Annotated in this window: 15 protein-coding genes; 13 read left to right on the top strand and 2 right to left on the bottom strand. The window is 62.9% G+C overall.

The window, feature by feature from the left end; translation table 11 throughout:
• Positions 1-8: 8 nt before the first annotated feature.
• From DOCECA_RS21420 to DOCECA_RS21375, 10 genes are all read left to right on the top strand, one after another.
• Positions 9-2,165, top strand: coding sequence for a type I secretion system permease/ATPase (locus DOCECA_RS21420; RefSeq protein WP_434608434.1), 2,157 nt, complete (start codon positions 9-11; stop codon positions 2,163-2,165).
• Positions 2,155-3,522, top strand: coding sequence for an HlyD family type I secretion periplasmic adaptor subunit (locus DOCECA_RS21415; protein ID WP_434561294.1), 1,368 nt, complete (start codon positions 2,155-2,157; stop codon positions 3,520-3,522). The genes DOCECA_RS21420 and DOCECA_RS21415 overlap by 11 nt, the downstream gene beginning before the upstream one ends.
• Before the next feature lie 322 nt (positions 3,523-3,844).
• Entirely contained in the window at positions 3,845-4,747 is a 903-nt protein-coding gene (locus DOCECA_RS21410) for a TauD/TfdA dioxygenase family protein (protein WP_445571045.1), read from the top strand.
• 37 nt (positions 4,748-4,784) lie between these two features.
• Positions 4,785-5,810: an ABC transporter substrate-binding protein gene (locus DOCECA_RS21405; RefSeq protein ID WP_445571044.1), complete on the top strand. Its 1,026-nt coding sequence runs from the start codon at positions 4,785-4,787 to the stop codon at positions 5,808-5,810.
• A 5-nt stretch (positions 5,811-5,815) separates the two neighbouring features.
• Positions 5,816-6,676 carry an ABC transporter ATP-binding protein gene (locus DOCECA_RS21400; RefSeq protein ID WP_434649344.1) on the top strand — a complete coding sequence of 287 codons (861 nt, stop codon included), beginning with the start codon at positions 5,816-5,818 and terminating at the stop codon, positions 6,674-6,676.
• Between the two features lie 12 nt (positions 6,677-6,688).
• Positions 6,689-7,555 (top strand): ABC transporter permease, encoded by an 867-nt coding sequence (locus DOCECA_RS21395; RefSeq protein WP_420766494.1) that lies wholly within the window; start codon positions 6,689-6,691, stop codon positions 7,553-7,555.
• A gap of 611 nt (positions 7,556-8,166) precedes the next feature.
• Complete coding sequence (locus tag DOCECA_RS21390) at positions 8,167-8,943, top strand: efflux RND transporter periplasmic adaptor subunit (RefSeq protein WP_445571043.1); 777 nt, start codon at positions 8,167-8,169, stop codon at positions 8,941-8,943.
• On the top strand, positions 8,940-10,259 hold the full coding sequence (locus DOCECA_RS21385; protein ID WP_445571042.1) for an efflux RND transporter periplasmic adaptor subunit: 1,320 nt from the start codon (positions 8,940-8,942) through the stop codon (positions 10,257-10,259). The genes DOCECA_RS21390 and DOCECA_RS21385 overlap by 4 nt, the downstream gene beginning before the upstream one ends.
• A gap of 1 nt (position 10,260) precedes the next feature.
• Positions 10,261-12,357 (top strand): HlyD family efflux transporter periplasmic adaptor subunit, encoded by a 2,097-nt coding sequence (locus DOCECA_RS21380; RefSeq protein WP_445571041.1) that lies wholly within the window; start codon positions 10,261-10,263, stop codon positions 12,355-12,357.
• A 9-nt stretch (positions 12,358-12,366) separates the two neighbouring features.
• On the top strand, positions 12,367-12,858 hold the full coding sequence (locus tag DOCECA_RS21375; protein WP_445571040.1) for a GNAT family N-acetyltransferase: 492 nt from the start codon (positions 12,367-12,369) through the stop codon (positions 12,856-12,858).
• 32 nt (positions 12,859-12,890) lie between these two features.
• On the opposite strand, the gene DOCECA_RS21370 is transcribed toward DOCECA_RS21375, so the two are convergent.
• The gene (locus DOCECA_RS21370; RefSeq protein ID WP_434561282.1) at positions 12,891-13,202 is read right to left on the bottom strand and encodes a DUF6916 family protein; all 312 of its coding nucleotides are present in this window, start codon (positions 13,200-13,202) and stop codon (positions 12,891-12,893) included.
• A gap of 46 nt (positions 13,203-13,248) precedes the next feature.
• Positions 13,249-13,836 carry a phage tail protein gene (locus DOCECA_RS21365; protein WP_434561280.1) on the bottom strand — a complete coding sequence of 196 codons (588 nt, stop codon included), beginning with the start codon at positions 13,834-13,836 and terminating at the stop codon, positions 13,249-13,251.
• A gap of 301 nt (positions 13,837-14,137) precedes the next feature.
• On the opposite strand from DOCECA_RS21365, the gene DOCECA_RS21360 reads away from it, so the two are divergent.
• Genes DOCECA_RS21360 through DOCECA_RS21350 form a run of 3 tightly spaced genes read left to right on the top strand, consistent with a single transcriptional unit; the run spans position 14,138 to position 22,911 of the window.
• Complete coding sequence (locus DOCECA_RS21360; RefSeq protein WP_039592590.1) at positions 14,138-14,983, top strand: sulfotransferase family protein; 846 nt, start codon at positions 14,138-14,140, stop codon at positions 14,981-14,983.
• A 52-nt stretch (positions 14,984-15,035) separates the two neighbouring features.
• Positions 15,036-21,356: an Ig-like domain-containing protein gene (locus DOCECA_RS21355; protein ID WP_445571039.1), complete on the top strand. Its 6,321-nt coding sequence runs from the start codon at positions 15,036-15,038 to the stop codon at positions 21,354-21,356.
• 40 nt (positions 21,357-21,396) lie between these two features.
• A complete protein-coding gene (locus tag DOCECA_RS21350; protein ID WP_420766486.1) occupies positions 21,397-22,911 on the top strand; it encodes a TolC family protein in 1,515 nt (504 codons plus the stop codon).
• The last annotated feature ends 10 nt before the right edge of the window (positions 22,912-22,921 follow it).

Below are 22,921 nucleotides of genomic sequence, written 5' to 3'. Positions count from 1 at the left end.
TGCCGAGCGTGGAATCAGAAGTCAGTCCAGTCGAACTAGTTCATGACCCGCGCACGCTGCACGACGACCCATTGTTGGATGGTTTGCTGGCGCTTTGCATGCTGCATCAGAAGCCTGCCAGCGCGGCGATGCTCACCACCGGCCTGCCGTTGCCCAAGCAACGGCTGAGCGTCGAATTATTGTCGCGTGCGGCGGCCCGTGCCGGTCTGCAAGGCCGGGTGCTGCAGCGCAAGCTTGAACAAATCCCCGCCATTGCAATGCCCGCCCTGTTGCTGCTTAAGGAAGGCCGCAGCGCCGTGCTGCTGGGCTGGGCCGGGGACGGCCAGGCGCGCTTGCTGCTCAGCGAAAGCGAAGGCGGCGAAGTCACGGTGAGCCATGAGCTGCTTGCCGACGACTACAGCGGCAAAGTTTTTTTCGCCCAACCGCAGCATAAATTTGACGTCAACCACGGCACGCTCATTCCCCGCGCGCGATCCTGGTTTCGCGACACGCTCAAGCGTTCCCGCTGGCTGTACGCCGACGCCATCGCCGCCAGCCTGTTGATCAACATCATCGCCATGGCCGCTCCGCTGTTCGTGATGAACGTCTACGATCGCGTGGTGCCGAACCAGGCCGAGTCGACGCTGTGGGTACTCGCCGTCGGGATCACCGGCGCCTATGTGTTCGACCTGATCCTGAAAATGCTGCGCAGCTTGTGCCTGGATTTGGCGGGCAAGAAAACCGACTTGATCATTTCGGCGACGCTGTTCGAGCGCATCGTCGGCATGGCCATGAAATACCGCCCTGCGCGGGTGGGCAGCTTTGCCCAGAATATTCATGAGTTCCAGAGCCTGCGGGATTTCCTTGCCTCGCTGACCCTCACCAGCCTGATCGACCTGCCGTTCACCCTGCTGATCTTCATGGTCATCGCGATCCTCGGTGGGCATCTGGTGTGGATTCCGGTGCTGGCGTTCCCGATTGCCTTGCTGATCGGTTATGCGTTGCAAAAGCCTCTGGTCGCGACCATGGAGCGCACCATGGCCTTGGGCGCCGAGCGTCAATCCAGCCTGATCGAAACCCTCGCCGGCCTGGATGCGGTGAAGGTCAACAACGCCGAGAGTGAGCGGCAATATCAGTGGGAACAAACCATCGGCACCCTGGGCCGTCTCGAACTGCGGGTGAAAATGCTGTCCGGCCTGGCGATGAACATCACCTTGCTGATCCAGCAACTGGCCGGGGTGATCATGATCGTCTTCGGTGTCTACCAGATCATCGCCGGCAACCTGAGCATGGGCGGGTTGATAGCTTGCTACATGCTCAGCGGTCGTGCCCTGAGCCCATTGGCGTCGCTGTCGGGCTTGTTGACCCGTTACCAGCAGGCGCGGGTGACCATGACGTCTGTCGATCAAATGATGGAGCTGCCCCAGGAACGCAATTTCGAAGAGCGTCCGCTTAGCCGCAAGGTCTTGCAGGGTGCAGTTGAATGCCGGCAGTTGAATTTCACCTACCCGAACCAGCAGAACCCCGCGTTGAAGAACATCAACCTGGTGATCAAACCGGGCGAAAAGATCGGCATCATCGGCCGCAGTGGCTCGGGCAAAAGCTCGCTCGCCAAGTTGCTGGTGGGTCTGTACCAGCCTGACGACGGCGCGTTGCTGGTGGACGGCGTGGACATTCGCCAGATCGACGTCAGCGAGCTGCGTTACAACATTGGCTATGTGCCCCAGGACATCCAGTTGTTGGCCGGCACCCTGCGCGACAACCTGACCTCCGGCGCCCGTTACGTCGAAGACGAATTGGTGCTCCAGGCTGCGGAACTGGCAGGCGTACACGAGTTCGCACGCCTGCATCCGCAAGGCTACGAGCTGCAAGTGGGCGAGCGGGGGCAGAACCTGTCCGGCGGCCAGCGCCAGAACGTCGCCCTGGCTCGCGCGTTGCTACTCAATCCGCCCATCCTGTTGCTGGACGAACCTACCAGCGCCATGGACAACACCGGCGAAGAACGCTTGAAGCAGCGCTTGGCCGCCGTGGTGGAAAACAAGACGGTGCTGTTGGTGACGCACCGGGCGTCGTTGCTGTCGCTGGTGGATCGCCTGTTGGTGGTCGACCGAGGGCAGATCCTCGCCGACGGTCCCAAGGCCGCCGTGATGGAAGCGTTGAAAAAGGGGCAGATCAGTGTTGCTTAAATCAGGTTTGAAGGGCGCTGTGGGCCGCTATTTCAAGGGTTCCGACTCGCTGCATGGCCAACCGCTGCCCGAGGTCAACAAGGCACTGATCGAGGACGCCCCGCGAGTGGTGCGCCTGACGATCTGGGGCATCATCGGCTTCTTTGTGTTCTTGGTGCTGTGGGCCAACTTCGCTGAGATCGACGAAGTGACCAAGGGCGACGGCAAGGCAATCCCATCGTCCAAGATCCAGAAGATCCAGAACCTGGAAGGTGGCATCGTCGCTGAGCTGTTCATCAAGGAAGGGCAGATCGTCGAGGCTGGCGCGCCGCTGATTCGCCTGGACGACACGCGGTTTGTCTCCAATGTCGGGGAAACCGAGGCCGATCGCCTGTCGATGCTGCTGCGGGTCGAGCGCCTGAGCGCCGAGGTTGAAGATAGACCGCTGAATTTTCCGGCCGATGTGCTCGAGGCCGTACCGGGCCAGGCCGCCAGCGAAGAGTCGTTGTACATCAGCCGTCGCCAGCAACTGCACGATGAGATCGGTGGCTTGCAGGAGCAGTTGATCCAGCGCCAGCAGGAGCTGCGCGAGTTCGTGTCCAAGCAGGCGCAGTACCGCTCCGGCCTGGCGCTGCAACGCCAGGAAATCAACATGTCCGAGCCGCTGGTGGCCCAAGGCGCGGTGTCGCCGGTGGAGGTGCTGCGGCTCAAGCGCGCCGAAGTCGAGACCCGCGGGCAACTGGACGCCACGACGCTGGCGATTCCTCGCGCCGAGTCGGCCATCAAGGAAGTGCAGCGCAAGATCGACGAGACCCGCGGTAAATTCCGCAGCGAAGCCTTGACCCAACTCAACGAAGCGCGCACCGACCTGAACAAGGCCCAGGCCACCGGCAAGGCCCTGGAAGACCGCGTGAGCCGGACTCTGGTGACGTCGCCGGTGCGCGGCATCGTCAACAAGATGCTGGTGAACACCATCGGTGGCGTGATCCAGCCGGGTAGCGACCTGGTGGAGATCGTGCCGCTGGACGACACCATCCTGGTGGAGGCGAAAATCCGTCCCCAGGACATCGCCTTCCTGCACCCCGGCCAGGACGCCACGGTGAAATTCACGGCTTACGACTACACCATCTATGGCGGGCTGAAAGCCAAGCTGGAACAGATCGGCGCCGACACCATCACCGATGAAGACAAGAAAAGCACTTACTACATCATCAAGCTGCGCACCGAGCGTAGCCACCTGGGCACGCCTGAAAAGCCTTTGCTGATCATCCCGGGGATGGTGGCGTCAGTGGACATCATCACCGGCAAGAAAACCGTGCTCAGCTACCTGCTCAAGCCGATCGTCAAAGCCCGGGCCGAGGCTTTGCACGAGCGGTAAATTAATCGAGCTGTGACTCGGTGCTTTTGTGGCGAGGGAGCTTGCTCCCGCTGGGTCGCGCAGCGGCCCCATGAAAAGCGACGAGCGCCGCGCACTCAAGCGGGAGCAAGCTCCCTCGCCAAGGGCGTCGTTTCCAGACCGTCGGTTCGGCCATATGATTATGCGTTTTTAATATTTAAACTAACGCTCTTATATCTTTAGAGTCATCCCCCTGCGTACCTGCCGACCAATCGGCGCGCCGCACGACACAAACCAACACGGTAACGCCGTGAGTTTTGATCGATTGCGCGCCATTGAAGCGCGCCGTGCGTGGGAGTGATGTATGTCAGCCGTCTCTTTTTCTCCAGATTCAAATGCCGCGAACATCGCGCCGCAGTCGTTCGAGATCCGCCCATTCCCCGATGCCGTAGGCGCCGAGATTATCGGCCTGGACCTGTCCCGGCCCATCGACGACCAGGATTTCTCTCGCATCCACCGCGCCCACCTCGACTATCAGGTGGTGGTGTTGCGCGACCAACGCATCACCCCCGAACAGCACATCGCCTTCAGCCGTCGTTTTGGCGTGCTGCAGATCCATGTGCTCAAGCAGTTCCTGCTGGCCGGGCATCCGGAAATCCTCATCGTTTCCAACATCATCGAAAACGGTCAATCCGTCGGCCTTGGGGACGCCGGCAAGTTCTGGCATTCGGACCTTTCCTATAAGCAATTGCCCAGCCTCGGCTCGATGCTCCATGCCCAGGAGCTGCCGAGCGAAGGCGGCGATACGCTATTCGCTGACATGCACAAGGCCTGGGACGGTTTGCCCGAAACGCTGCGGAAGGCGGTCGAGGGCCGTTCGGCGGCGCATTCCTACACGGCGCGCTACAGCGAGACCAAATTCGAAGGCAACTGGCGCCCGACGTTGACGCCAGAGCAACTGGCCCAGGTGGCCGAAGTGGTGCATCCAATCGTCCGCACCCACCCGGAAACCGGGCGTAAAGCGTTGTTCGTCAGCGAGGGCTTCACCACCCGCATCGTTGGTTTGCCAGAGGATGAAAGCACCGCAATCCTGACGCAGCTGTATGCCCACAGCGTGCTGCCCCAGAACATCTATCGCCATCAATGGCAGCCCCACGACCTGGTGTTCTGGGACAACCGCTCGCTGATCCACTTGGCAGCCGGTTGCCCGAGCCATCTGCGTCGCAAGCTGTACCGCACCACCATCCAGGGCGACGCCCCTTTCTGATCGGCTGCGCAGCGCGCAAATTGCCCGGAGAATCACCATGTCCAAACGCCTTGTTTTTGCACCGTTGGCCGCAGCTATCGGCCTGGGGTTCAGCCTGCTCGCCGGCAGCCTGATCGCGCCGGCCAGCGCCCACGCCGAAGGCGAGATTCGCATCGCCGAGCAGTTCGGCATCGTTTACTTGTTGTTGAACGTGGTTCGCGACCAGCAACTGATCGAGAAACACGGTAAGGAGGAGGGCATCGATATCAAGGTCGACTGGACCCAACTATCGGGCGGTGCGGCGGTCAACGATGCGTTGTTGTCGGGCTCCATCGACATTGCCGGGGCCGGTGTCGGGCCGTTGTTGACGGTCTGGGACCGCACCCGTGGCAAGCAGAACGTCAAGGCCGTGGCATCCTTGGGCAATTTCCCCTATTACCTGCTGAGCAACAACCCGACCGTCAAGACCATCGCTGACTTCACCGAGAAGGACCGCATCGCGGTGCCGGCGGTGGGCGTGTCGGTGCAATCGCGGTTCTTGCAACTGGCCGCCGCCAAGCAGTGGGGCGACAAGGATTTCAATCGTCTCGACAAGTACACCCTGGCCGTCCCGCACCCGGACGCCACGGCCGCGCTGATTGCCGGCGGCACCGAGTTGACCGGGCACTTTTCCAACCCGCCGTTCCAGGATCAGGCCCTGCAAAACCCCAACGTCCACGTCGTACTCAATTCCTATGACGTGCTCGGGCCGAACTCGCCCACCGTACTGTTCGCCACCGAAAAATTCCGTGATGAAAACCCGAAGACGTACAAGGCGTTCATCGAGGCCCTGACCGAGGCCGCCGAGTTTGCCCAGAATGACAAAGGCGCGGCGGCGGACACTTACCTGCGGGTGACAAAGGCCAAGATTGACCGCGCGACCTTGCTCAAGATCATCGAAAACCCCCAGATCGAATTCACCGTCACGCCGAAGAACACTTACCCATTGGCTGAGTTCCTCTACCACGTCGGTGCGATCAAGAACAAACCGGCCTCCTGGGAAGATTATTTCTTCCAGGACGCAAAACCGTTACAGGGGAGCTGATCGTCATGAACGCGCCATTGCAAGGCCACGCGGCCAGCAACGCCACCCGCACCGACACCGCGTTGCTGGCGGTGGACAACGTCAGCCTGGAATACCGCACCCCGCAGCGTGTGGTGCGGGCTACCCATCAAGTCAGTTTCGAAGTCGATCCGGCGGACCGTTTTGTACTGCTCGGCCCGTCCGGGTGCGGCAAGTCCACGCTGCTCAAGGCCATCGGCGGTTTCATCGCGCCGAGTGAAGGCGAGATCCGATTGCAAGGCCAAACCGTCAACGCGCCGGGTCCGGACCGGATCGTCGTGTTCCAGGAGTTCGACCAACTGCCGCCCTGGAAAACCGTCAAGCAGAACGTGATGTTCGCGCTGCTGGCGTCGGGCACGCTCAAGCGCCGCGAAGCCGAAGAGCGGGCGCTGCACTACCTCGACAAAGTGGGGCTGGCGGCGTTTGCCGATGCCTACCCCCACACCTTGTCGGGGGGCATGAAGGCCCGTGTCGCGATTGCCCGGGCGCTGGCGATGCAGCCGAAAATCCTGTTGATGGACGAACCCTTCGCCGCACTCGATGCCCTGACCCGGCGCAAAATGCAGGAAGAATTGTTGCTGCTCTGGGAGGAGGTGCGTTTCACCCTGTTGTTCGTCACTCACTCCATCGAGGAGGCGCTGGTGGTGGGCAATCGTATTCTGCTGTTGTCGCCGCACCCGGGACGGGTCCGGGCGGAAATCCACAGCCATCAATACGATCTGCACAGCCTTGGCGGCGTGGGTTTCCAGCACACGGCCCGGCGGATTCATTCGTTGCTGTTCGAGCAAGGCCAGTCGCCGGACGCCGAGCGTGAGCTGGGGTTTGCCGATATCCGTATCGCGTATTGAGGAAAGGGTTTGATGAGCCAGTTATTGCCAGTGCGCGAAGAATACGAAGTCGATCTGCAACCGCTGACCCACGTGCCGCTGGAGCGGGAGTTGCCCTTGGGCCAGCGCCTGTGGCAACAGGGTTGGCTGCGCAAAAGCCTGATCCTGATAGCGCTGGCGGTGCTGTGGGAGGGCGTGGCGCGTTACCAGAACAACGATTTGCTGCTGCCGAGCTTCCTGCAAACCGCCAACGCGTTGTACGACGGTTTGCTCAGCGGCGAGCTGCTGGGCAAGGTGTGGATTTCCCTGGTGGTGCTGCTCAAGGGTTATCTGCTGGGCATCATCCTGGCGTTTGGCTTGACCACTTTGGCGGTATCGACGCAGTTGGGCCGCGACCTGCTCAGCACGTTGACGTCGATGTTCAATCCACTGCCAGCCATCGCCCTGTTGCCGCTGGCGCTGTTGTGGTTCGGCCTGGGACAGAACAGCCTGATTTTCGTGCTGGTGCATTCAGTGCTGTGGGCGCTGGCATTGAACATGTATGCGGGTTTTCTGGGCGTGTCCGAAACGCTGCGCATGGCCGGGCGCAACTACGGGCTCAAGGGCCTGCGCTTTGTGCTATTCATCCTCATCCCGGCCGCGTTGCCGTCGATCCTCGCCGGGTTGAAGATCGGCTGGGCCTTCGCCTGGCGCACCCTTATCGCTGCCGAACTGGTGTTCGGCGCCACGAGCGGCAAGGGCGGTTTGGGCTGGTACATCTTCCAGAACCGCAACGAGCTGTACACCGACAAGGTGTTTGCCGGTTTGGCGGTGGTGATCCTGATCGGGCTGCTCGTCGAGAACCTGGTGTTCGACAGTCTGGAGCGGGTGACGGTGAAGCGTTGGGGGATGCAGCGTTGAACCGTTCTGAAGTCATACTCCGAACCCGTGGCGAGGGAGCTCGCTCCCGCTCGGCTGCGCAGCAGTCGCAAAACCGGGCCATGCGGTTTGCCTGAAGAAATGTTGGGGGCCTGCTGCGCAGGCCAGCGGGAGCAAGCTCCCTCGCCACGGGTTTGGGGTTGTCTGGGCTGACGTCATCGCGGGCAGGCTTGCTCTCTCGCCACAGGAAGTGCGTTCAGTTCAGGGTTGTTCTCAATCCCCAGAAACGAAAAAACCGGCCGAAGCCGGTGTTTTCACCCCAACGGCCAGAGAATTTAATCTCTGCGTACGGGGTTGAGTGGGGGCATCCTAAGTAGAAGAAAGTGTAAGGCCAACGCTATCAGTGCTGATATTACTCAACCCGTGGCGAGGGGATTCATCCCCGTTGGGGCGCGAAGCGGCCCTGAAAACAGTCATCTCGGTGTGTCAGGCTGTTGGTCTTCAACCATTTAGGTCTGCTGCGCAGCCCAACGGGGATAAATCCCCTCGCCACAGTGCGCGCATGACCAGCAGATTTCATACCTCTCACGGTTCCTCCTTGACGCTCTCCACCGCTGTCGTAGACTCCGCCCATCCGTCAGGGAGTAACGGTCATGCGACGTTTGTGCAGTTGGGTTGTGGGATTGGCCTTCATAACGTGCGGGGTTCAGGCGCAGACGCCAGCTTCCGACGATCCGTTGCTGGACGGCAACATCTCCGCCAGTGCGTCGAGCAGCGAGGCGCGAGGAGTGCTTCGGGCGCGGGATCAAGCCGTGCTCGCCAGCGAGTTGGCCGGGCGGATTGTCGAGTTGCCGTTCAGTGAGGGTGAGTCGTTCAAGAAGGGCGACACCTTGGCGCGTTTCGATTGCTCGGCCTATCAGGCCCAGCTCAACGCGGCCCAGGCGGCGAGCCGGGGCGCCAGTGAAGAGCTGGCCCACAATCGGCAGCTCGCCGCGTTGAAATCCGTCGGGCGTTTCGAGGTGTCGCGGGCCGAGGCCCGGCTCAGCGAGGCCCAGGCGCAGTCCCAGGTTTATCAAGTGCAGGTCAAGCGCTGCAGCGTTATCGCGCCGTTCGACGGGCGGGTGGTGGCGCGCAAGGTCCAGCGTTATGAAAGCGTCGCGGCCGGAGCGCCGTTGCTGGACGTCGTGGACAACCGCACGCTGGAAATTCACCTGCTGATTCCCTCGCGTTGGATGGGCAAGCTCAAGCCCGGCCAGCCCTTTACCTTTGTTCCCGATGAAACTGGCCAGCCGCTGCAAGCGACGGTCAAGCGCCTGGGCGCGCGCATCGACGAGGGCAGCCAGACGCTGTTGCTGGTGGCGAGTGTTCCGGATGCCAGCGGCCTGCTGTCCGGTATGAGCGGCACGGCGCGCTTCTCGGAGTCGAAGTGAACGCGCCGGTTTCGGGCAGCGCCGAGCAAGTGTTTGCCCGCTTCCTCGACCTGGAGCGCCAGACGAGGGCCGCGCGTACGCCGGAGCAGCTGAGCTACAGCTTGGTCAACGATGGCCAGGCCCTGTTCGGCTTTCGTCATGCCGCGCTATTGATCGCCGGTAAAGTGCAAGCCGTGACCGGCGTCAGCGCCGTCGAGCCGAACGCGCCATTCGTGGCGTTCGTCGAGCAAGCAGTCGCGCAATTGTTCAAAAAGGGGACGCTGGACAAGGCGCGGGTCATTGCCCCTGACGAGGTGAGCGAATCGGTCCAGGCGGATTGGCGAAGCCTGTCGGCCGGGCACGTGTTCTGGCTGCCATTGATCGATCATCAAGGCCAGGTTTTCGGTGGCTTGTGGCTGGCCCGCGACCTTCCCTGGACGGCGCCGGAACAAGTGCTGCTGTCGCAGCTGGGCGACACCTACAGCCATGCGTGGCTGGCGCTGCAACCTCGCAAGCCGTGGCGCCTGCGCTGGACGCGCAAACGCCAGGTCGCGTTGGTGGCGGTATTGCTGCTGGGCTTGCTGATTCCGGTGCGCCAGTCCGTATTGGCCCCCGCTGAAGTGGTGCCGTTGGGCGGGCAGGTGGTGGCGGCGCCGTTGGATGGCGTAATCGCCGAATTCCGGGTCAAGCCCAACCAGACCGTCAAAAGCGGGGACCTGTTGCTGCGCTTCGAAAGCACCACCCTCAAGGCCCAGGCCGATGTGGCCGAGCGCGCGTTGGGCGTGGCCGAGGCGGAGCTCAAGGCCAATTCCCAGCGCTCGTTTGCCGACGCCGAGTCCAGCTCGAAGATCGACTTGCTGGCGGCTCGCGTCGAGCAGAAACGCGCCGAGCGCGACTACGCGATGGAGTTGCTCAAGCGCAGCGAAGTCCGCGCCGAGCGTGACGGCATCGCGGTATTCGCCGACGCCGAGCGCTGGCTCGGCAAGCCCGTGCAGACCGGCGAGCGGCTGATGGAAATTGCCGATCCGAACCAGGCCGAGTTGCGTATCGAGTTGGCGGTGGGCGATGCGATTGCTCTGGAGCCGGGCGCACAGGTGGCGTTGTTTCTCGACAGCGATCCGTTGCAACGGCACCTGGCCCGGCTTGAGCGTTCGGCCTACGAAGCGCAACCTACCGCCGCCGGACAGTTGGCCTATCGGTTGGATGCGCGATTCGATGCCACGGCGCCGCGCATCGGCCTGCGGGGCACGGCGAAGATTTTCGGCGATCGCGCGCCGCTGGCGTTGTACCTGTTGCGTCGGCCACTGGCAGGTCTGCGCCAGAGCGTGGGCTTGTAGCGTGGTCCTGCCGAGCTTGCGGGCCGATCTGCAACTGTCCGCGGCCGCCCCCGACCCGGACGGCTCACCCCAATGGACGCTGGCCGATCCGGTACGCGGCCGCTATTTCAAGTTGGGCGCGGCGGCCATGCGCATGCTGCGACACTGGTCCCTGGGCGATCCGGAACAAGTGCTGCAGGCGGCCAACCGCGAGCCGGGCCTGCCGCTCAATGACGAATCGCTGGAGCAGTTGCTGGGCTTCTTGCGCGGACATGACCTGATCAGCGCCATGGACCCGCAACAACGTGACAGCTATCAGTACAAGACGGCTTCCCAGCGCCAGAGCGTGTGGCAGATCCTCCTGCATCAATACCTGTTTTTCCGCATACCACTGTGGCGTCCGGATGCGTTTCTCAATCGCGCCTGGCCTTGGCTCGCGCGGTTTGGCCCTGGCGTGCTGCGTTATGGAATACCGCTGACCCTGAGCCTGGGCATTTTCCTGGTGTCCAGGGACTGGCAGCGGTTTCTGGCGACCTTTCCACACCTGTTCAGCCTGGGGGGCGCGCTGGCATTCGGCGTGGCGTTGTTCTTTGCCAAGTTGTGCCACGAATTCGGTCACGCCTTCATGGCCAAGCGCGCCGGTTGCCGGGTGCAGAGCATGGGTGTGGCATTCATGGTGCTGTTGCCGATGTTTTATACCGACGTCAGCGACGCCTGGCGGATCAGGGATCGACGGGCCCGGCTGTTGATCGGCGCGGGCGGCGTGCTCGCCGAATTGCTGCTGGCCTGCATCGCTTTGCTGGCCTGGTCGCTGCTGCCCGATGGCCCGGCGCGCACGGCGGCGTTCATGCTTGCCAGCGCCACCTGGATCACCACACTGATCATCAACCTCAATCCCTTCATGCGCTTCGACGGGTATTTCCTGCTCAGCGATTTTTGGGCGGTGGATAACCTCCAGGGCCGCGCATTCGCCTTGTGTCGCTGGCGTCTGCGCGAAGCCTTGTTCGGTTATGGCGCGGCGGCGCCGGAGCCATGGTCGCCGAAGATGCGCCGGCGCTTGTTGGTGTGGGGCTATGGCGCCTGGCTGTGGCGCGCGGCGTTGTTCCTCGGTATCGCCCTGGCGGTCTATCACCTGTTCTTCAAGGTGCTGGGCATTTTCCTGATGATGGTGGAATTGGTCTGGTTCATTTTCATGCCTATCGTGAGTGAAGGACGGCAATGGTGGAACCGCCGCGAGCAGGCTCATCGCCCTCGTGTGTTGCTGACTGGCTTGGTGCTGCTGGTGTTGCTGCTGGTCCTGCTGTTGCCTTGGCGCAGCGCGGTGGAGGTCCCGACCATGCTGGAAGCCGGCCGTGCCAGCGCCTTGCATGCGCCGGTGGCGGCGCGGGTCAAGCAGGTCAATGTCCATGACGGCCAGGTTGTGGCCCAGGGCGATGTGTTGATCGAGCTGGAGTCGCCGGACATGGCGTCGCGCCTGGCCATCGTGCGCCGGGAAATCCAGATCCAACAGTTGCAGATGCGCCGCCAGGCCGGCCGCAGCGAAACCGCCGCCGATGCCGGTATCGTCGAACAGCAACTGGCCGAAGCTGTGGCCGAATACCGGGGCCTGGTCGCTCAGCGTGAGCGCCTGTTGTTGCGCGCGCCCCACGCCGGACAAGTACGCGACCTGCTGACGGATCTGCAAGCCGGGCGCTGGCTGTCGCCCACCCAACCCCTGGCTCGAGTGGTGCAGGATGACTCACGCTTGCGCGGCTACCTCACCGAAGCCGAGCTCTGGAGGGTCGCGCCGGGTGCCACGGGACGGTTTATTGCTGACGATCCGATGCACGCCTCGATTGCGGTGCAGCTCAACGAAATCGACGCCAACGGCGTAGCCTGGGTCGAGCAACAGGCGTTGACGTCCGACCACCACGGCCCCATCGCCGTGCGCCGTGATTCGCAACAGCGAGCCGAGCCGGTGCAGGCGCAGTATGGGGTTCGCTTGAGCGCCCTCGACGGGACGCCTGCCCCGGCCCAGCCGTTGCGTGGCGTGGTGGTGTTGCAGGGGCAGGGTGAATCGGTATTGGGAGCGGCCTGGCGTCGGGTGGCGGCGTTGGGTGTCAGGGAAAGTGGGTTCTAGGGAGCGGGCATGGATTCAGTGGCGGCAGAAGGGTTGGTGGTGCGTCCATCACGGGTCAACGATGGTCCGTTCTTGCAGGGCCTGTATCAGGCGGCGCGACCGGATCTGCAATGGATCGACGGCGAGCATGAGCAGGTGCAGCAAATCATCGCGCAACAGTTCCAGGTGCAGGAGCAAGGGCTGGGCGAGAACTTCCCCAACGCCATGCATTACGTCGTGGAAAAACTCGGCAGCGCCATCGGGGCCTTGAGTACGGATTTCGGCCCCAATGAAATTCGCGTGCTCTACCTGGCCTTCATTCCACAGGCCCGTGGGCAAGGTTATGGCCGAGCGGTATTGCAAGGGGTGCAGAAGGCGGCGCAACAGATCCGATGCCCAGTGGCGACCGTGGTCTGGGCCAGCAACCCCCACGCCCGCAAACATTACTTGGCGCTGGGTTTTGAGGTGCAAGAGCGCAATCCGGCGGCAGAGCGGTTGGTGTGGTATCCGAAGGGAAGCTGAGCGGCGCTATTTGCGTGTGGGAGCGCGTCCCGTCAGTTGAACGCGATGTAGAAATAGCCCACCGACGGATCCCGCCCCATCGGTGGTATTCGCGATACGAAAACCCCTTCGAGCCTTCCCAGTTCCGGCACCTCCAGTGCGCAGAGTCCATCGACGAAGTCTGTGCTCTGCAGGCTGTTGAACTCAACGCTGAACGGCATGCGTTCGCTGCTGGGCATTTTCGCTCTGGGTGCTTCGTCCAGGGTGTCGAAACGCACCGGCAGGCATCTGCCGTCAGGCAGGGTCAGGCTGCCGGTCTGGCCCAGCAGCGGTTGGAAATGGCGGCTATGAACCTGTTGCAGCATGTCGATGCTCCCAAAGGCCGGAAGGCCAAGGCCTTCCGGCGGATTGTCAGTTGCGGGATGGAAAATAACCTTGCAGCGCGATGCTGAAGTTGATGGCCAGGAACGGGTTCATGATTGCCATGGGCATGTTGCCGCCGGTGGGGGATACCGTGCCGCTGACGGTGGTGCTGACGCCTTGCAACGGCACTGGCGAAGCGCCCTGTTGATCCGAATAGATCGCCGCCGAACCGGGCCCGGTGCCCGAGGTGCCGATGAATGAATTTGTGGGCGTCGGCGTGTTCACCGGATTGCTGGCCGGGTTCGCCAGTTGCAAGGTGGTGGCGGCGGTAATGCCGGTCAATGCATGGGTGTGGTTGGGCAGGTTGTTCAGCGTTGCGGTGACGTTTTCCGTGCCGGCGACTTCGCCGATCACCCGGGGAGTCAGGCCCAATCCGTCGCCTTGGCCGACGGGCATGCGGCCCTGCAGGTTGGGCAGCATGAAGGTGGTTTGTCCGTTGCCGCCGTACGTCACGCCGATCAAGGCGAACAAGGTCTGGTATTGGGCAAGGGACAGCGTCTGCCCATTGCACAGCGCCCAGTCCCTGGGTGCGAAGTTGAAGGCGAATGGCTGGATCGTGCCGATGAATACTTCCATAGATTCCTCATCCCTCAGGTTATTGGTCTGCGGGTGCCCGGCACAAAAAGGACAAGAGTGCGATCAGCCCGACTCCTTCGTTCCCTGGCCTGGTCACGCACGGCTGAGCGTAGACGGGGATGTCTGATTTCGCCGGGCGGAGGGGGTGAAAAAATCTTCGTTCCGCTTAACCGATTCACCCTTTCGACGCCTCGATACCGTCCATCTTCTTTACAGTTTTCGGCGCGCCTGATGGCAAAACACTACTAGGCGAAATTTTTGTTGTCGGCTACGCTTCGGCTACGAAGGGACTAAATACAAGGTGAAGGGATTGCCGCAGTTTCACTTTATTTCCGGTTTACCGCGCTCTGGCTCGACCCTGCTTTCTGCCATCCTGTTGCAGAATCCGCGCTTCCATGCCGGCATGACCAGCCCCGTCGGTACGCTGTTCAGCAGCGTCCTGCAGCAATGCAGCGCCGGCAGCGAATTCGGCTCGGTGATCGACACTGATCTGCGCCGTCGCCTGTTGCGTGGCCTCTTCGATTCCTACTACGCCGACAAGGCCGACAAACCGGTCATCTTCGACACCAACCGTCAATGGTGCGCCCGCTTGCCGGCCTTGCAAGACCTGTTTCCCCAGGCCAAGACCATCGCTTGCGTGCGCAACGTCGCCTGGATCCTCGATAGCCTGGAGCGGCTCTACCGCGCCAATCCCTTCGAGAACACCAAGCTGTTCAACGACGATGACGAGCGCAACACCGTCTACAGCCGTTGCGAAACCCTGGCCCAGCGCAATCGCCTGGTGGGGTTCGCCTGGACAGCGCTCAAGGAAGCCTATTACGGCGAGAACGCCGAGTCGTTGCTGATCGTTGACTACGACCTGTTGAGCCAGGCGCCCGAGCGGGTCATGCGGCTGGTCTATGAGTTCATCGGCGAGCCTTGGTTCGAGCACGATTTCAATCACTTGACCTACGACGCGCCGGCCTTCGACCAGGCCTTGGGCGTCGCCGGCCTGCACAAGGTCAAGCCCAAGGTTGCGCCGCAAGCCCGGCGGACCTTGCTGCCGCCGGATCTGTTCGAGAAGTATGCCGAGTTGTCGTTCTGGCGCGATGGCGCAGCCAGCGCGGCGAATGTCATTCGTATGAAAACCGACGCCGCGGTCAGCTGATCGCGGTTTTTTTCATTGGCGTGTTGAATAAGTTCGAGTCCAGGTGATCGTCATGTGGTGGAGCAAAGGCAAATCGCGGGTAACCGAGAGCACGCAACCCCTGGTATCGCCAATGATCATGTCTCTGGAACCGCGAATGCTGTTCGACGGCGCGGTGGCGGCCACCGTGGCCGATGCGGCGCAATCGGACGCGCAACCGACTGCCGAGGCGGCCAAGACGCCCACAGCGGACCAGCCTTCCGACACCCATGTTCCCCAAGGCCAGGCCGATGCCACCGAGGCCGCCGTCCCGGGCAAGTCCGTGGTGTTCGTCGATTCACGGGTCAAGGACGCTGGCAGCCTGCTGCAAGGCGTGGCCCCCGGGACCGAGGTGGTGCAACTGGATGCCACCAAGGACGGCCTGCAACAGATCGCCGATTACCTGGACACGCACCAGGGCGTCAGCTCGGTGCAGATCATCGCCCACGGCAACGCCGGTGACTTGTGGCTGGGCAACAGCTACCTGTCGGCGGACAACGTCCAGGCCCGCGCCGAGGTGCTGGCGCAGATCGGCCAGGACATGAACGCCGGCGGCGATATCCTGATCTACGGCTGCTACACCGCCGAAGGCGACCGCGGCATGAGCCTGGTCAATTCGCTGGCGCAGCTCACCGGCCGAGACGTGGCCGCTTCCGACGACCGCACCGGCCTGGGCGGCGACTGGAACCTGGAAATCGCCACCGGCACCATCGAAAGCGCCAACGTGCTGTCGAGCAAGGCCATGAGCGAGTACCAATGGGGCCTGGCCACCTGGACCGCCACCAACAACCTCAACACCGGCGTCGGTTCCCTGCGTGCGGCCCTGGCCTCCGCACAGAACGGCGACATCGTCACGTTCAATAACACCATGACCGTCGGGCTGACGTCGGTGCTGGTGGTCAACAAGAACGTCACCATCGATGGCGATCTCAACAACGACAACGTTGCCGACGTGACCCTGGATGGCCAATACCGGACCCAGATCATCAACGTGACGGCCGGCACGACGGCAACCCTCGATGGGCTGGTGATCACTCGGGGCATGGCGGCGGGTAACGGCGGCAATGGCGGCGACGATGCGCTGGTGTCCAAGGGCGGTGGTATCTACAACGCCGGCACCCTGACCCTGCGCAACGTCACGGTCACCGCGAACGCCGCGTCTGGCGGTGGTGGTGGCGGTGGCGTGACGCCGCAATACGCCGGTGGTGGCGGTGGTGGCGGTGGTGCGGTCGGTAGCGGTATCGGTGGCAAGGGCGGCGATACGCTCAACGCCACGGGTTCCAATGGCTCGGCCGGGCAGGGTGGCGCGGGCGGCGGCTTCTTCAACATTGGCGGGCGTGGCGGTTCCACCACGGGTGGTGCGGGCGGTGCGGCCTATCCGGGTTACAGCACCGGTTCGGCCGGAGGCACGGCCAGCAGCGGTGGCTTGTCCATCGGTGGCGGTGGCGGTGGCGACGGTTATGACGACATCGGTGGGGCAGGTGGCGGCGCGGTCGGGGGTATCTATAACGATACCGGCGCGACCCTGCGCGTCATTGGCAACTCGGTTATCTCCAACAACGTCGGTGCCGGCGGTGGCGGTGGCGGTGGTGGCGCCGGTGGGGGTTACACGCAGGCGGGCGGTGCGGGTGGCGTTGGTGTTGGCGCCATCTGGAACAAAGGCACGATCCTGATCACCGCCGCCAACTTCGCGGCCCTGGCCGGCAACGTCGGCGGCAGTGGTGTGGGTGGGACGAGTGCCGGCAGCGCCGGCGTTTCACCGGCATCGGTGGCCAACGTCTACGGTGACGGCGGCACCATCAATACCAACTATGTACCGGATGAGACACCGCCTACCGCGACCGTCGTGGTGGCCAATACCAACCTGAACTCCGGTGGCACGACGACGGTGACCATCACCTTCTCCGAGGCCGTAACGGGCCTCACCGCGGCGGACCTGACGGTGCAGAACGGCACCGTTGGCCTCTTGAGCAGCGGCGACGGCGGCATCACCTGGACCGGCACCCTGACGGCGGCCAGCAACATCGCCGACACCACCAACATCATCACCCTGAACAATACCGGTGTGGCCGACCTGGCGGGCAATACCGGCGTGGGCACCACCGACTCGAACAATTACGTGGTCAACGACACCGTGGCGCCCACGGCGTCCATCGTGGTGAGCGACACGGCCCTCAGGATTGGCGAGACGTCGACGGTCACCATCACCTTCTCCGAGGCGGTCTCTGGCTTTACCACGGCCGACATGACTGTGGCCAATGGCTCGCTCAGCGGCCTGAGCACCAGCGACGGCGGTATCACCTGGACGGCCACGTTGACGCCGGACGCGGCGGTCACCGATACCTCCAATCTCGTTGTGTTGAATAACACCGGCGTGGCGGACCTCAATGGCAACGCCGGCGTGGGGACGACCAACTCCAACAATTACGCCATCGACACGCAACGCCCGACCGCCACCATCGTGGTCGCCGACACCGCGTTGAGCGCGGGCGAAACCTCGTTGGTGACCATCACCTTCAGCGAGGCGGTGAGCGGTTTCACCAGCGCCGACCTGACGGTCGCCAACGGTGCGGTCACCGGGTTGAGCAGCAGCGACGGCGGCATTACCTGGACCGCAACGCTGACGCCGAGCGCCAGTGTCACTGACACCAGCAACCTGATCACGCTGACCAACAGTGGCATTTCCGACCTGGCCGGCAACATCGGCAGCGGCACCACCGACTCGAACAACTACGCCATCGACACACAGCGCCCGACCGCCTCCATCGTGGTGGCCGATACCGCCCTGAACATCGGTGAAACGTCCCAGGTGACGATTACCTTCAGCGAGCCCGTTACCGGCTTCACCTTGGCGGACCTGACGGTTGCCAACGGCTCGTTGAGTGGACTGAGCAGCAGCGATGGCGGCATCACCTGGACCGCGACGCTCACACCGAGCGCCACTATCAGCGACGCGACCAACCTGATTGTCCTGGCCAATACCGGTGTGTCGGACGCGGCGGGCAATGCCGGTAGCGGCACCACCAGCTCCAACAACTACGCCGTTGATACCCAGCGTCCCACCGCCAGCATCGTTGTCAGCGATACCTCGCTGAGCGTCGGCGAAACGTCTCTGGTGACCATCACCTTCAACGAAGCAGTGACAGGCTTTACCGCCGCTGACCTGACGGTCGCCAACGGCACGGTTATCGGCCTGAGCAGCGGCGACGGCGGCATCACCTGGACCGGGACGCTGACGCCAACCGCCAGCATCAGCGACACCAGCAACCTCATCACCCTGGCTAACTCCGGCGTCGCCGACGCGGCGGGCAACGCTGGCAGCGGCACCACCGACTCCAACAACTTCGCCATCGACACCGCGCGTCCGACCGCCACCATCGTGGTCGCCGACTCGGCCGTTGGCGCTGGCGAAACATCGGTGGTGACGATTACCTTCAGCGAAGCGGTGACCGGTTTCACCCTGGCCGACCTGAGCGTCACCAACGGCAGCCTGAGTGGCCTGAGCACCAGCGACAACATCACCTACACGGCGACGTTCACGCCATCGGCAGGCGTCACCGACACCACCAACCTGATCACCCTCAACAATACCGGCGTGGTGGATGGCGCAGGCAATACTGGCAGTGGCACCACCGATTCCAACAACTACGCCGTGGACACCCAGCGCCCGACCGCCACCATCGTGATCGCCGATACGGCGCTGAGCGTCGGCGAAACCTCCCTGGTGACCATCACCTTCTCCGAAGCGGTCAGCGGGTTCGATAATTCGGACCTGAGCGTGGCCAACGGCACGTTGAGCGCAGTGAGCAGCAGCGATGGCGGCATCACCTGGACCGCTACTTTCACGCCGGCCCTTGGGGTGAGCGACATCTCCAACATAATCGTCCTGAACAACACCGGCGTGGCGGACGGGGCCGGTAACAGCGGCACTGGCACCACCAGTTCCAACAATTACCAAGTCGATACCAACGTGCCGACAGCGACCGTCGTGATTGCCGATAGCACCCTCGGCATCGGCGAAACCACGACCGTGACCATCACCTTCAACTCGGCGGTGAGCGGTTTCGACAACAGTGACCTGACCGTCAGCAACGGCACCCTGAGCAATGTCGGCAGTGTCGACGGCGGTGTTACCTGGACAGCCACGTTCACGCCGAGCGTCAGCATTTCCGATACCACCAACGTAATCACCCTGGACAACACCGGCGTGATCAACGTGGCGGGCAACGCGGGTGTCGGCACCACCGACTCAAACAATTATGCGGTGGATACGGTGCGACCCACCGCGACCATTGTCGTGGCCGACACGGCAATCGGTGCCGGCGAGACGTCGCTGGTCACCATCACCTTTAGCGAGGCGGTGACCGCATTCACCGCCGCGGATCTGACGGTCGCCAACGGTACGATTTCCGGGCTGAGCAGCAGCGACGGCGGTATCACCTGGACCGCGACCCTTACGCCCACCAACGGGATCAACGACAGCAGCAACGTGATCTCCCTCAATAACGGCGGCATCATCGATCTGGCGGGCAATGGCAACGTCGGCGCGACCGTCTCCAACAACTACGCGCTCGATACCCAGCGCCCTACCGCCACTGTCGTGTTGAGTGATTCATCATTGAGGCCGGGCGAAACCGCCCAGGTGACCATAACGTTCAGCGAGGCGGTGAGCGGCTTCAGCAATGATGACCTGAGCGTTGCCAACGGCACCTTGAGCGCCGTGAGCAGCAGCGACGGCGGCCTGACCTGGACTGCCACGTTTACCCCGACCCTGGGCGTGAGCGACACCACCAACCTGATCGTCCTCGACAACACCGGTGTGAGCGATGGGGCCGGCAACACCGGTACCGGTACCACCAATTCGGCCAACTACGCCGTCGAGACCCGCGTGCCGACCGCCACCGTCGTGGTGGCCGATCCAGCGCTGAGCGTGGGCGAAACGTCACTGGTGACGATCACGTTCTCTGAAGCGGTGAGCGGTTTCGACAACAGCGACCTGACCGTCAGCAACGGGACGCTGAGCAATGTGTCCTCGACCGACGGCGGCGTCACCTGGACGGCAACGTTTACCCCGGCAAGCAACGTCACTGACACCAGCAACCTGATCAGCCTGGACACCAGCGGTGTGTCAAACGTGTCGGGCAATGACGGCGTCGGCATAGTCAATTCCAACAACTACGCGGTCGACACCGTGCGTCCGGGCGCCACCATCGTGGTGGGCGATACGTCCCTGGGCATTGGCCAGACCACGACAGTGACCATCAGCTTCACCGAGGCGGTGTCCGGTTTCGACTTGTCGGACCTCAGCGTCGCCAATGGCGTGCTGTCCAACCTCGCCAGCGTTGACGGCGGCCTGACCTGGACGGCGACCCTGACGCCGACGGCGGGTATCAACGACGCCACCAATTTGATCTTGCTGGATGCCAGTAACGTGCAGGACAGCGCCGGCAATGCCGGTGTCGGCATTGCCATCTCCGCCAACTACGCCCTCGACGCCACCCGGCCGACCGCGACCATCGTGGTGGCCAATCCGAGCCTGGGCGTGGGCCAGACGACCCAGGTCACGTTCACCTTCAGCGAGGCGGTGACGGATTTCGACCTGTCGGACCTGAGCGTCACCAACGGCGAACTGAGCAACCTGAGCAGCAACGACGGCGGCAAGACCTGGACAGCGACCTTCACTCCGTCGGTGAACCTCACCGACCCGAGCAACTTTATCGCCCTGGATACCAGCAACGTCAGCGATCTGTCGGGCAACGCCGGGTCAAGCGTGTCGGTGTCCAACAACTATGCGATCGACACCGTGGTGGCCAACGATGTGAAGCCACCGCCAGAGTTCCTGATCTCGGATCCGGTCACGGCCATCCCGTCGTCCGAGGTGCCCTTGCAACCAATCATTTTCAACCCGCCAACCGGCGACTTGGGCTCGCCGCTGGGCTTCCCGCCGCTGTTCGAGCAACGGGACGTGGGCGGTGGTCTTCGGCCCATCGGGGATATCTTCATCAACCGTGGCGAGTTGGCGCCCAGCTATATCGCCCAGGTTTTCAGCAGTGACGCCGGCGGGGACGGCTCGGGCCAAGGGTTCCTGGGTTTTGGCGGCGGCGACGGCGGCGTGTTTGGCAGCAGCACGATTTCTAGTTTGTTCAACCAGGACACGGGTTCCGATGGCGAGTCGCTGGATGCCTTCGAGAACCGGTCGATAACGGGGGGCGATGCCTCCCAAGGCCTGCGCGGCGTGTTTGGCGCTCCGACCTTGGGCCAGCAGTTGCAGCAGCTCAAAGACACAGAACAACGCCAGGTGGACAGCCTCGCGACGGCTTTGAAACAGGTCGGCACCAGCCAAGCGCTGGCCTGAGAATTCCATAAAAAATACGGTAGCCAGGGGCAATCCAGGGATGAATAGAAGTCAGAAGTTATTCGGTGTGAGTTTGCTGGCGTTGGTGATCAGCGGTTGTGCGGTCACCAGCGAGCCGATCGATCGAAGCACCAGCGAACAGCGCGCCCGGAACGACCTGCAGAATATGTACAAGGACCAGGAGCCCCTCAGTGGTCCGTTGACGCTGCACCAGGCCATGGCCCGCGCGGTGAAGTACAACCTCGAAGGCCGCCTGAAAATCATGGAAGAGGCCTTGGCCAAGCGTCAGCTGGACCTCGCCAGCTTCGACATGCTGCCGCGCATGGCCCTCGATGCCGGTTATGTGGGGCGTAACAACGTCAGCGCCTCCAGCAGCCAGAGCGTGGAGACCGGCACCCAGTCCCTGGAACCGTCGACCTCTCAAGACCGCGACCGCGAAGTGGCGGACCTGACCATGGTCTGGAACGTGCTCGATTTTGGCGTCAGCTACATCAGCGCCAAGCAGGCCGGTGACCAAAGATTGATCGTGCAGGAACGCCGGCGCAAGGTGATCAATACCATCGTCCAGGATGTGCGCTCGGCCTACTGGCGAGCCATGGCCGCCGAACGTTTGCTCAAGCAGATCGACAGCCTGATGGCCCGGGTCGAGGCGGCGCGAGGCAACAGCCAGAGCATGAGCGAGCAGCGCATCGGCGACCCGGTGCAGGCCTTGGGTTACCAGCGCTCGCTGATACAGGCGACCCGTCAGTTGGAAGAACAGCGCCGGGCCTTGTCCCTGGCCAAGACTGAACTGGCGACCCTGATCAATCTGCCGTTGGGCACCGAGCTGACCCTGGCGACCCAGGATGAGTACGCCATCCCGGAACTCAAGGTCGATTTGGCTCGCCTCGAACAGGAAGCGCTGGCCAGCCGGCCGGAACTGCGCGAGCAGGACTACCAGACCCGCATCACTGCGGCGGAAACTCGCAAGGCCATGTTGCGCTTGCTGCCGGGGCTGGAATTTTCCGCCGGCGGGCATTACGACAGCAACTCGTTCCTGGTGGAGCAGGGCTGGGCCGACTACGGCGTCAAAGTCACCTGGAACCTGTTCAATGTCATCTCCGCTCCAGCGGCTATCGACGTGGCCAAGGCCGGTGAAGAAGTCGCGGCGGCACGGCGCCAGGCGATGTCGATCGCCGTGTTGGCGCAGCTGTACGTTGCCAACGCCAACTACCGCGAAGCGCTGCGCCAGTTCAAGACCAGCCAGGAGCTGTCGGACATCGATGGGCAAATAGTCGGTCAACTGCGTAGCCGTCACCAGGCTGCGGGTATTGGCGAACTGGACCTGATCCAAGGCGAGCTGAATACCTTGCAGGCGGACCTGCGGCGGGACCTGGCCTATGCCGACCTGCGCAACGCCTACGGACAAATCTTCGCCAGTGCCGGCCTCGACCCATTGCCGAACGAGGTGCAGTCCACCGAAGTGCAGTCGATTGCCACTGCGTTAGCCAATCGCGAAGCGGCCTGGGCGCAGGGCGATATCACGCTGCCGAAAACAGCCACGATGACTCAATAACCGGGCACAG

It is taken from the genome of Pseudomonas sp. E102, from assembly GCF_052660185.1.
The sequence above is the reverse complement of the archived record's forward strand: the minus strand, read 5'-3'. Positions and strand labels throughout refer to the sequence as shown.

Bases quoted from the DNA above. Each gene is read 5' to 3' on its own strand.
- DOCECA_RS21395 (WP_420766494.1), top strand. From the start codon at position 6,689: ATGAGCCAGTTATTGCCAGTGCGCGAAGAATACGAAGTCGATCTGCAA.
- DOCECA_RS21365 (WP_434561280.1), bottom strand. From the start codon at position 13,836: ATGGAAGTATTCATCGGCACGATCCAGCCATTCGCCTTCAACTTCGCA.
- DOCECA_RS21400 (WP_434649344.1), top strand. From the start codon at position 5,816: ATGAACGCGCCATTGCAAGGCCACGCGGCCAGCAACGCCACCCGCACC.
- DOCECA_RS21405 (WP_445571044.1), top strand. From the start codon at position 4,785: ATGTCCAAACGCCTTGTTTTTGCACCGTTGGCCGCAGCTATCGGCCTG.
- DOCECA_RS21410 (WP_445571045.1), top strand. From the start codon at position 3,845: ATGTCAGCCGTCTCTTTTTCTCCAGATTCAAATGCCGCGAACATCGCG.
- DOCECA_RS21375 (WP_445571040.1), top strand. From the start codon at position 12,367: ATGGATTCAGTGGCGGCAGAAGGGTTGGTGGTGCGTCCATCACGGGTC.
- DOCECA_RS21350 (WP_420766486.1), top strand. From the start codon at position 21,397: ATGAATAGAAGTCAGAAGTTATTCGGTGTGAGTTTGCTGGCGTTGGTG.
- DOCECA_RS21370 (WP_434561282.1), bottom strand. From the start codon at position 13,202: ATGCTGCAACAGGTTCATAGCCGCCATTTCCAACCGCTGCTGGGCCAG.
- DOCECA_RS21355 (WP_445571039.1), top strand. From the start codon at position 15,036: ATGTGGTGGAGCAAAGGCAAATCGCGGGTAACCGAGAGCACGCAACCC.
- DOCECA_RS21390 (WP_445571043.1), top strand. From the start codon at position 8,167: ATGCGACGTTTGTGCAGTTGGGTTGTGGGATTGGCCTTCATAACGTGC.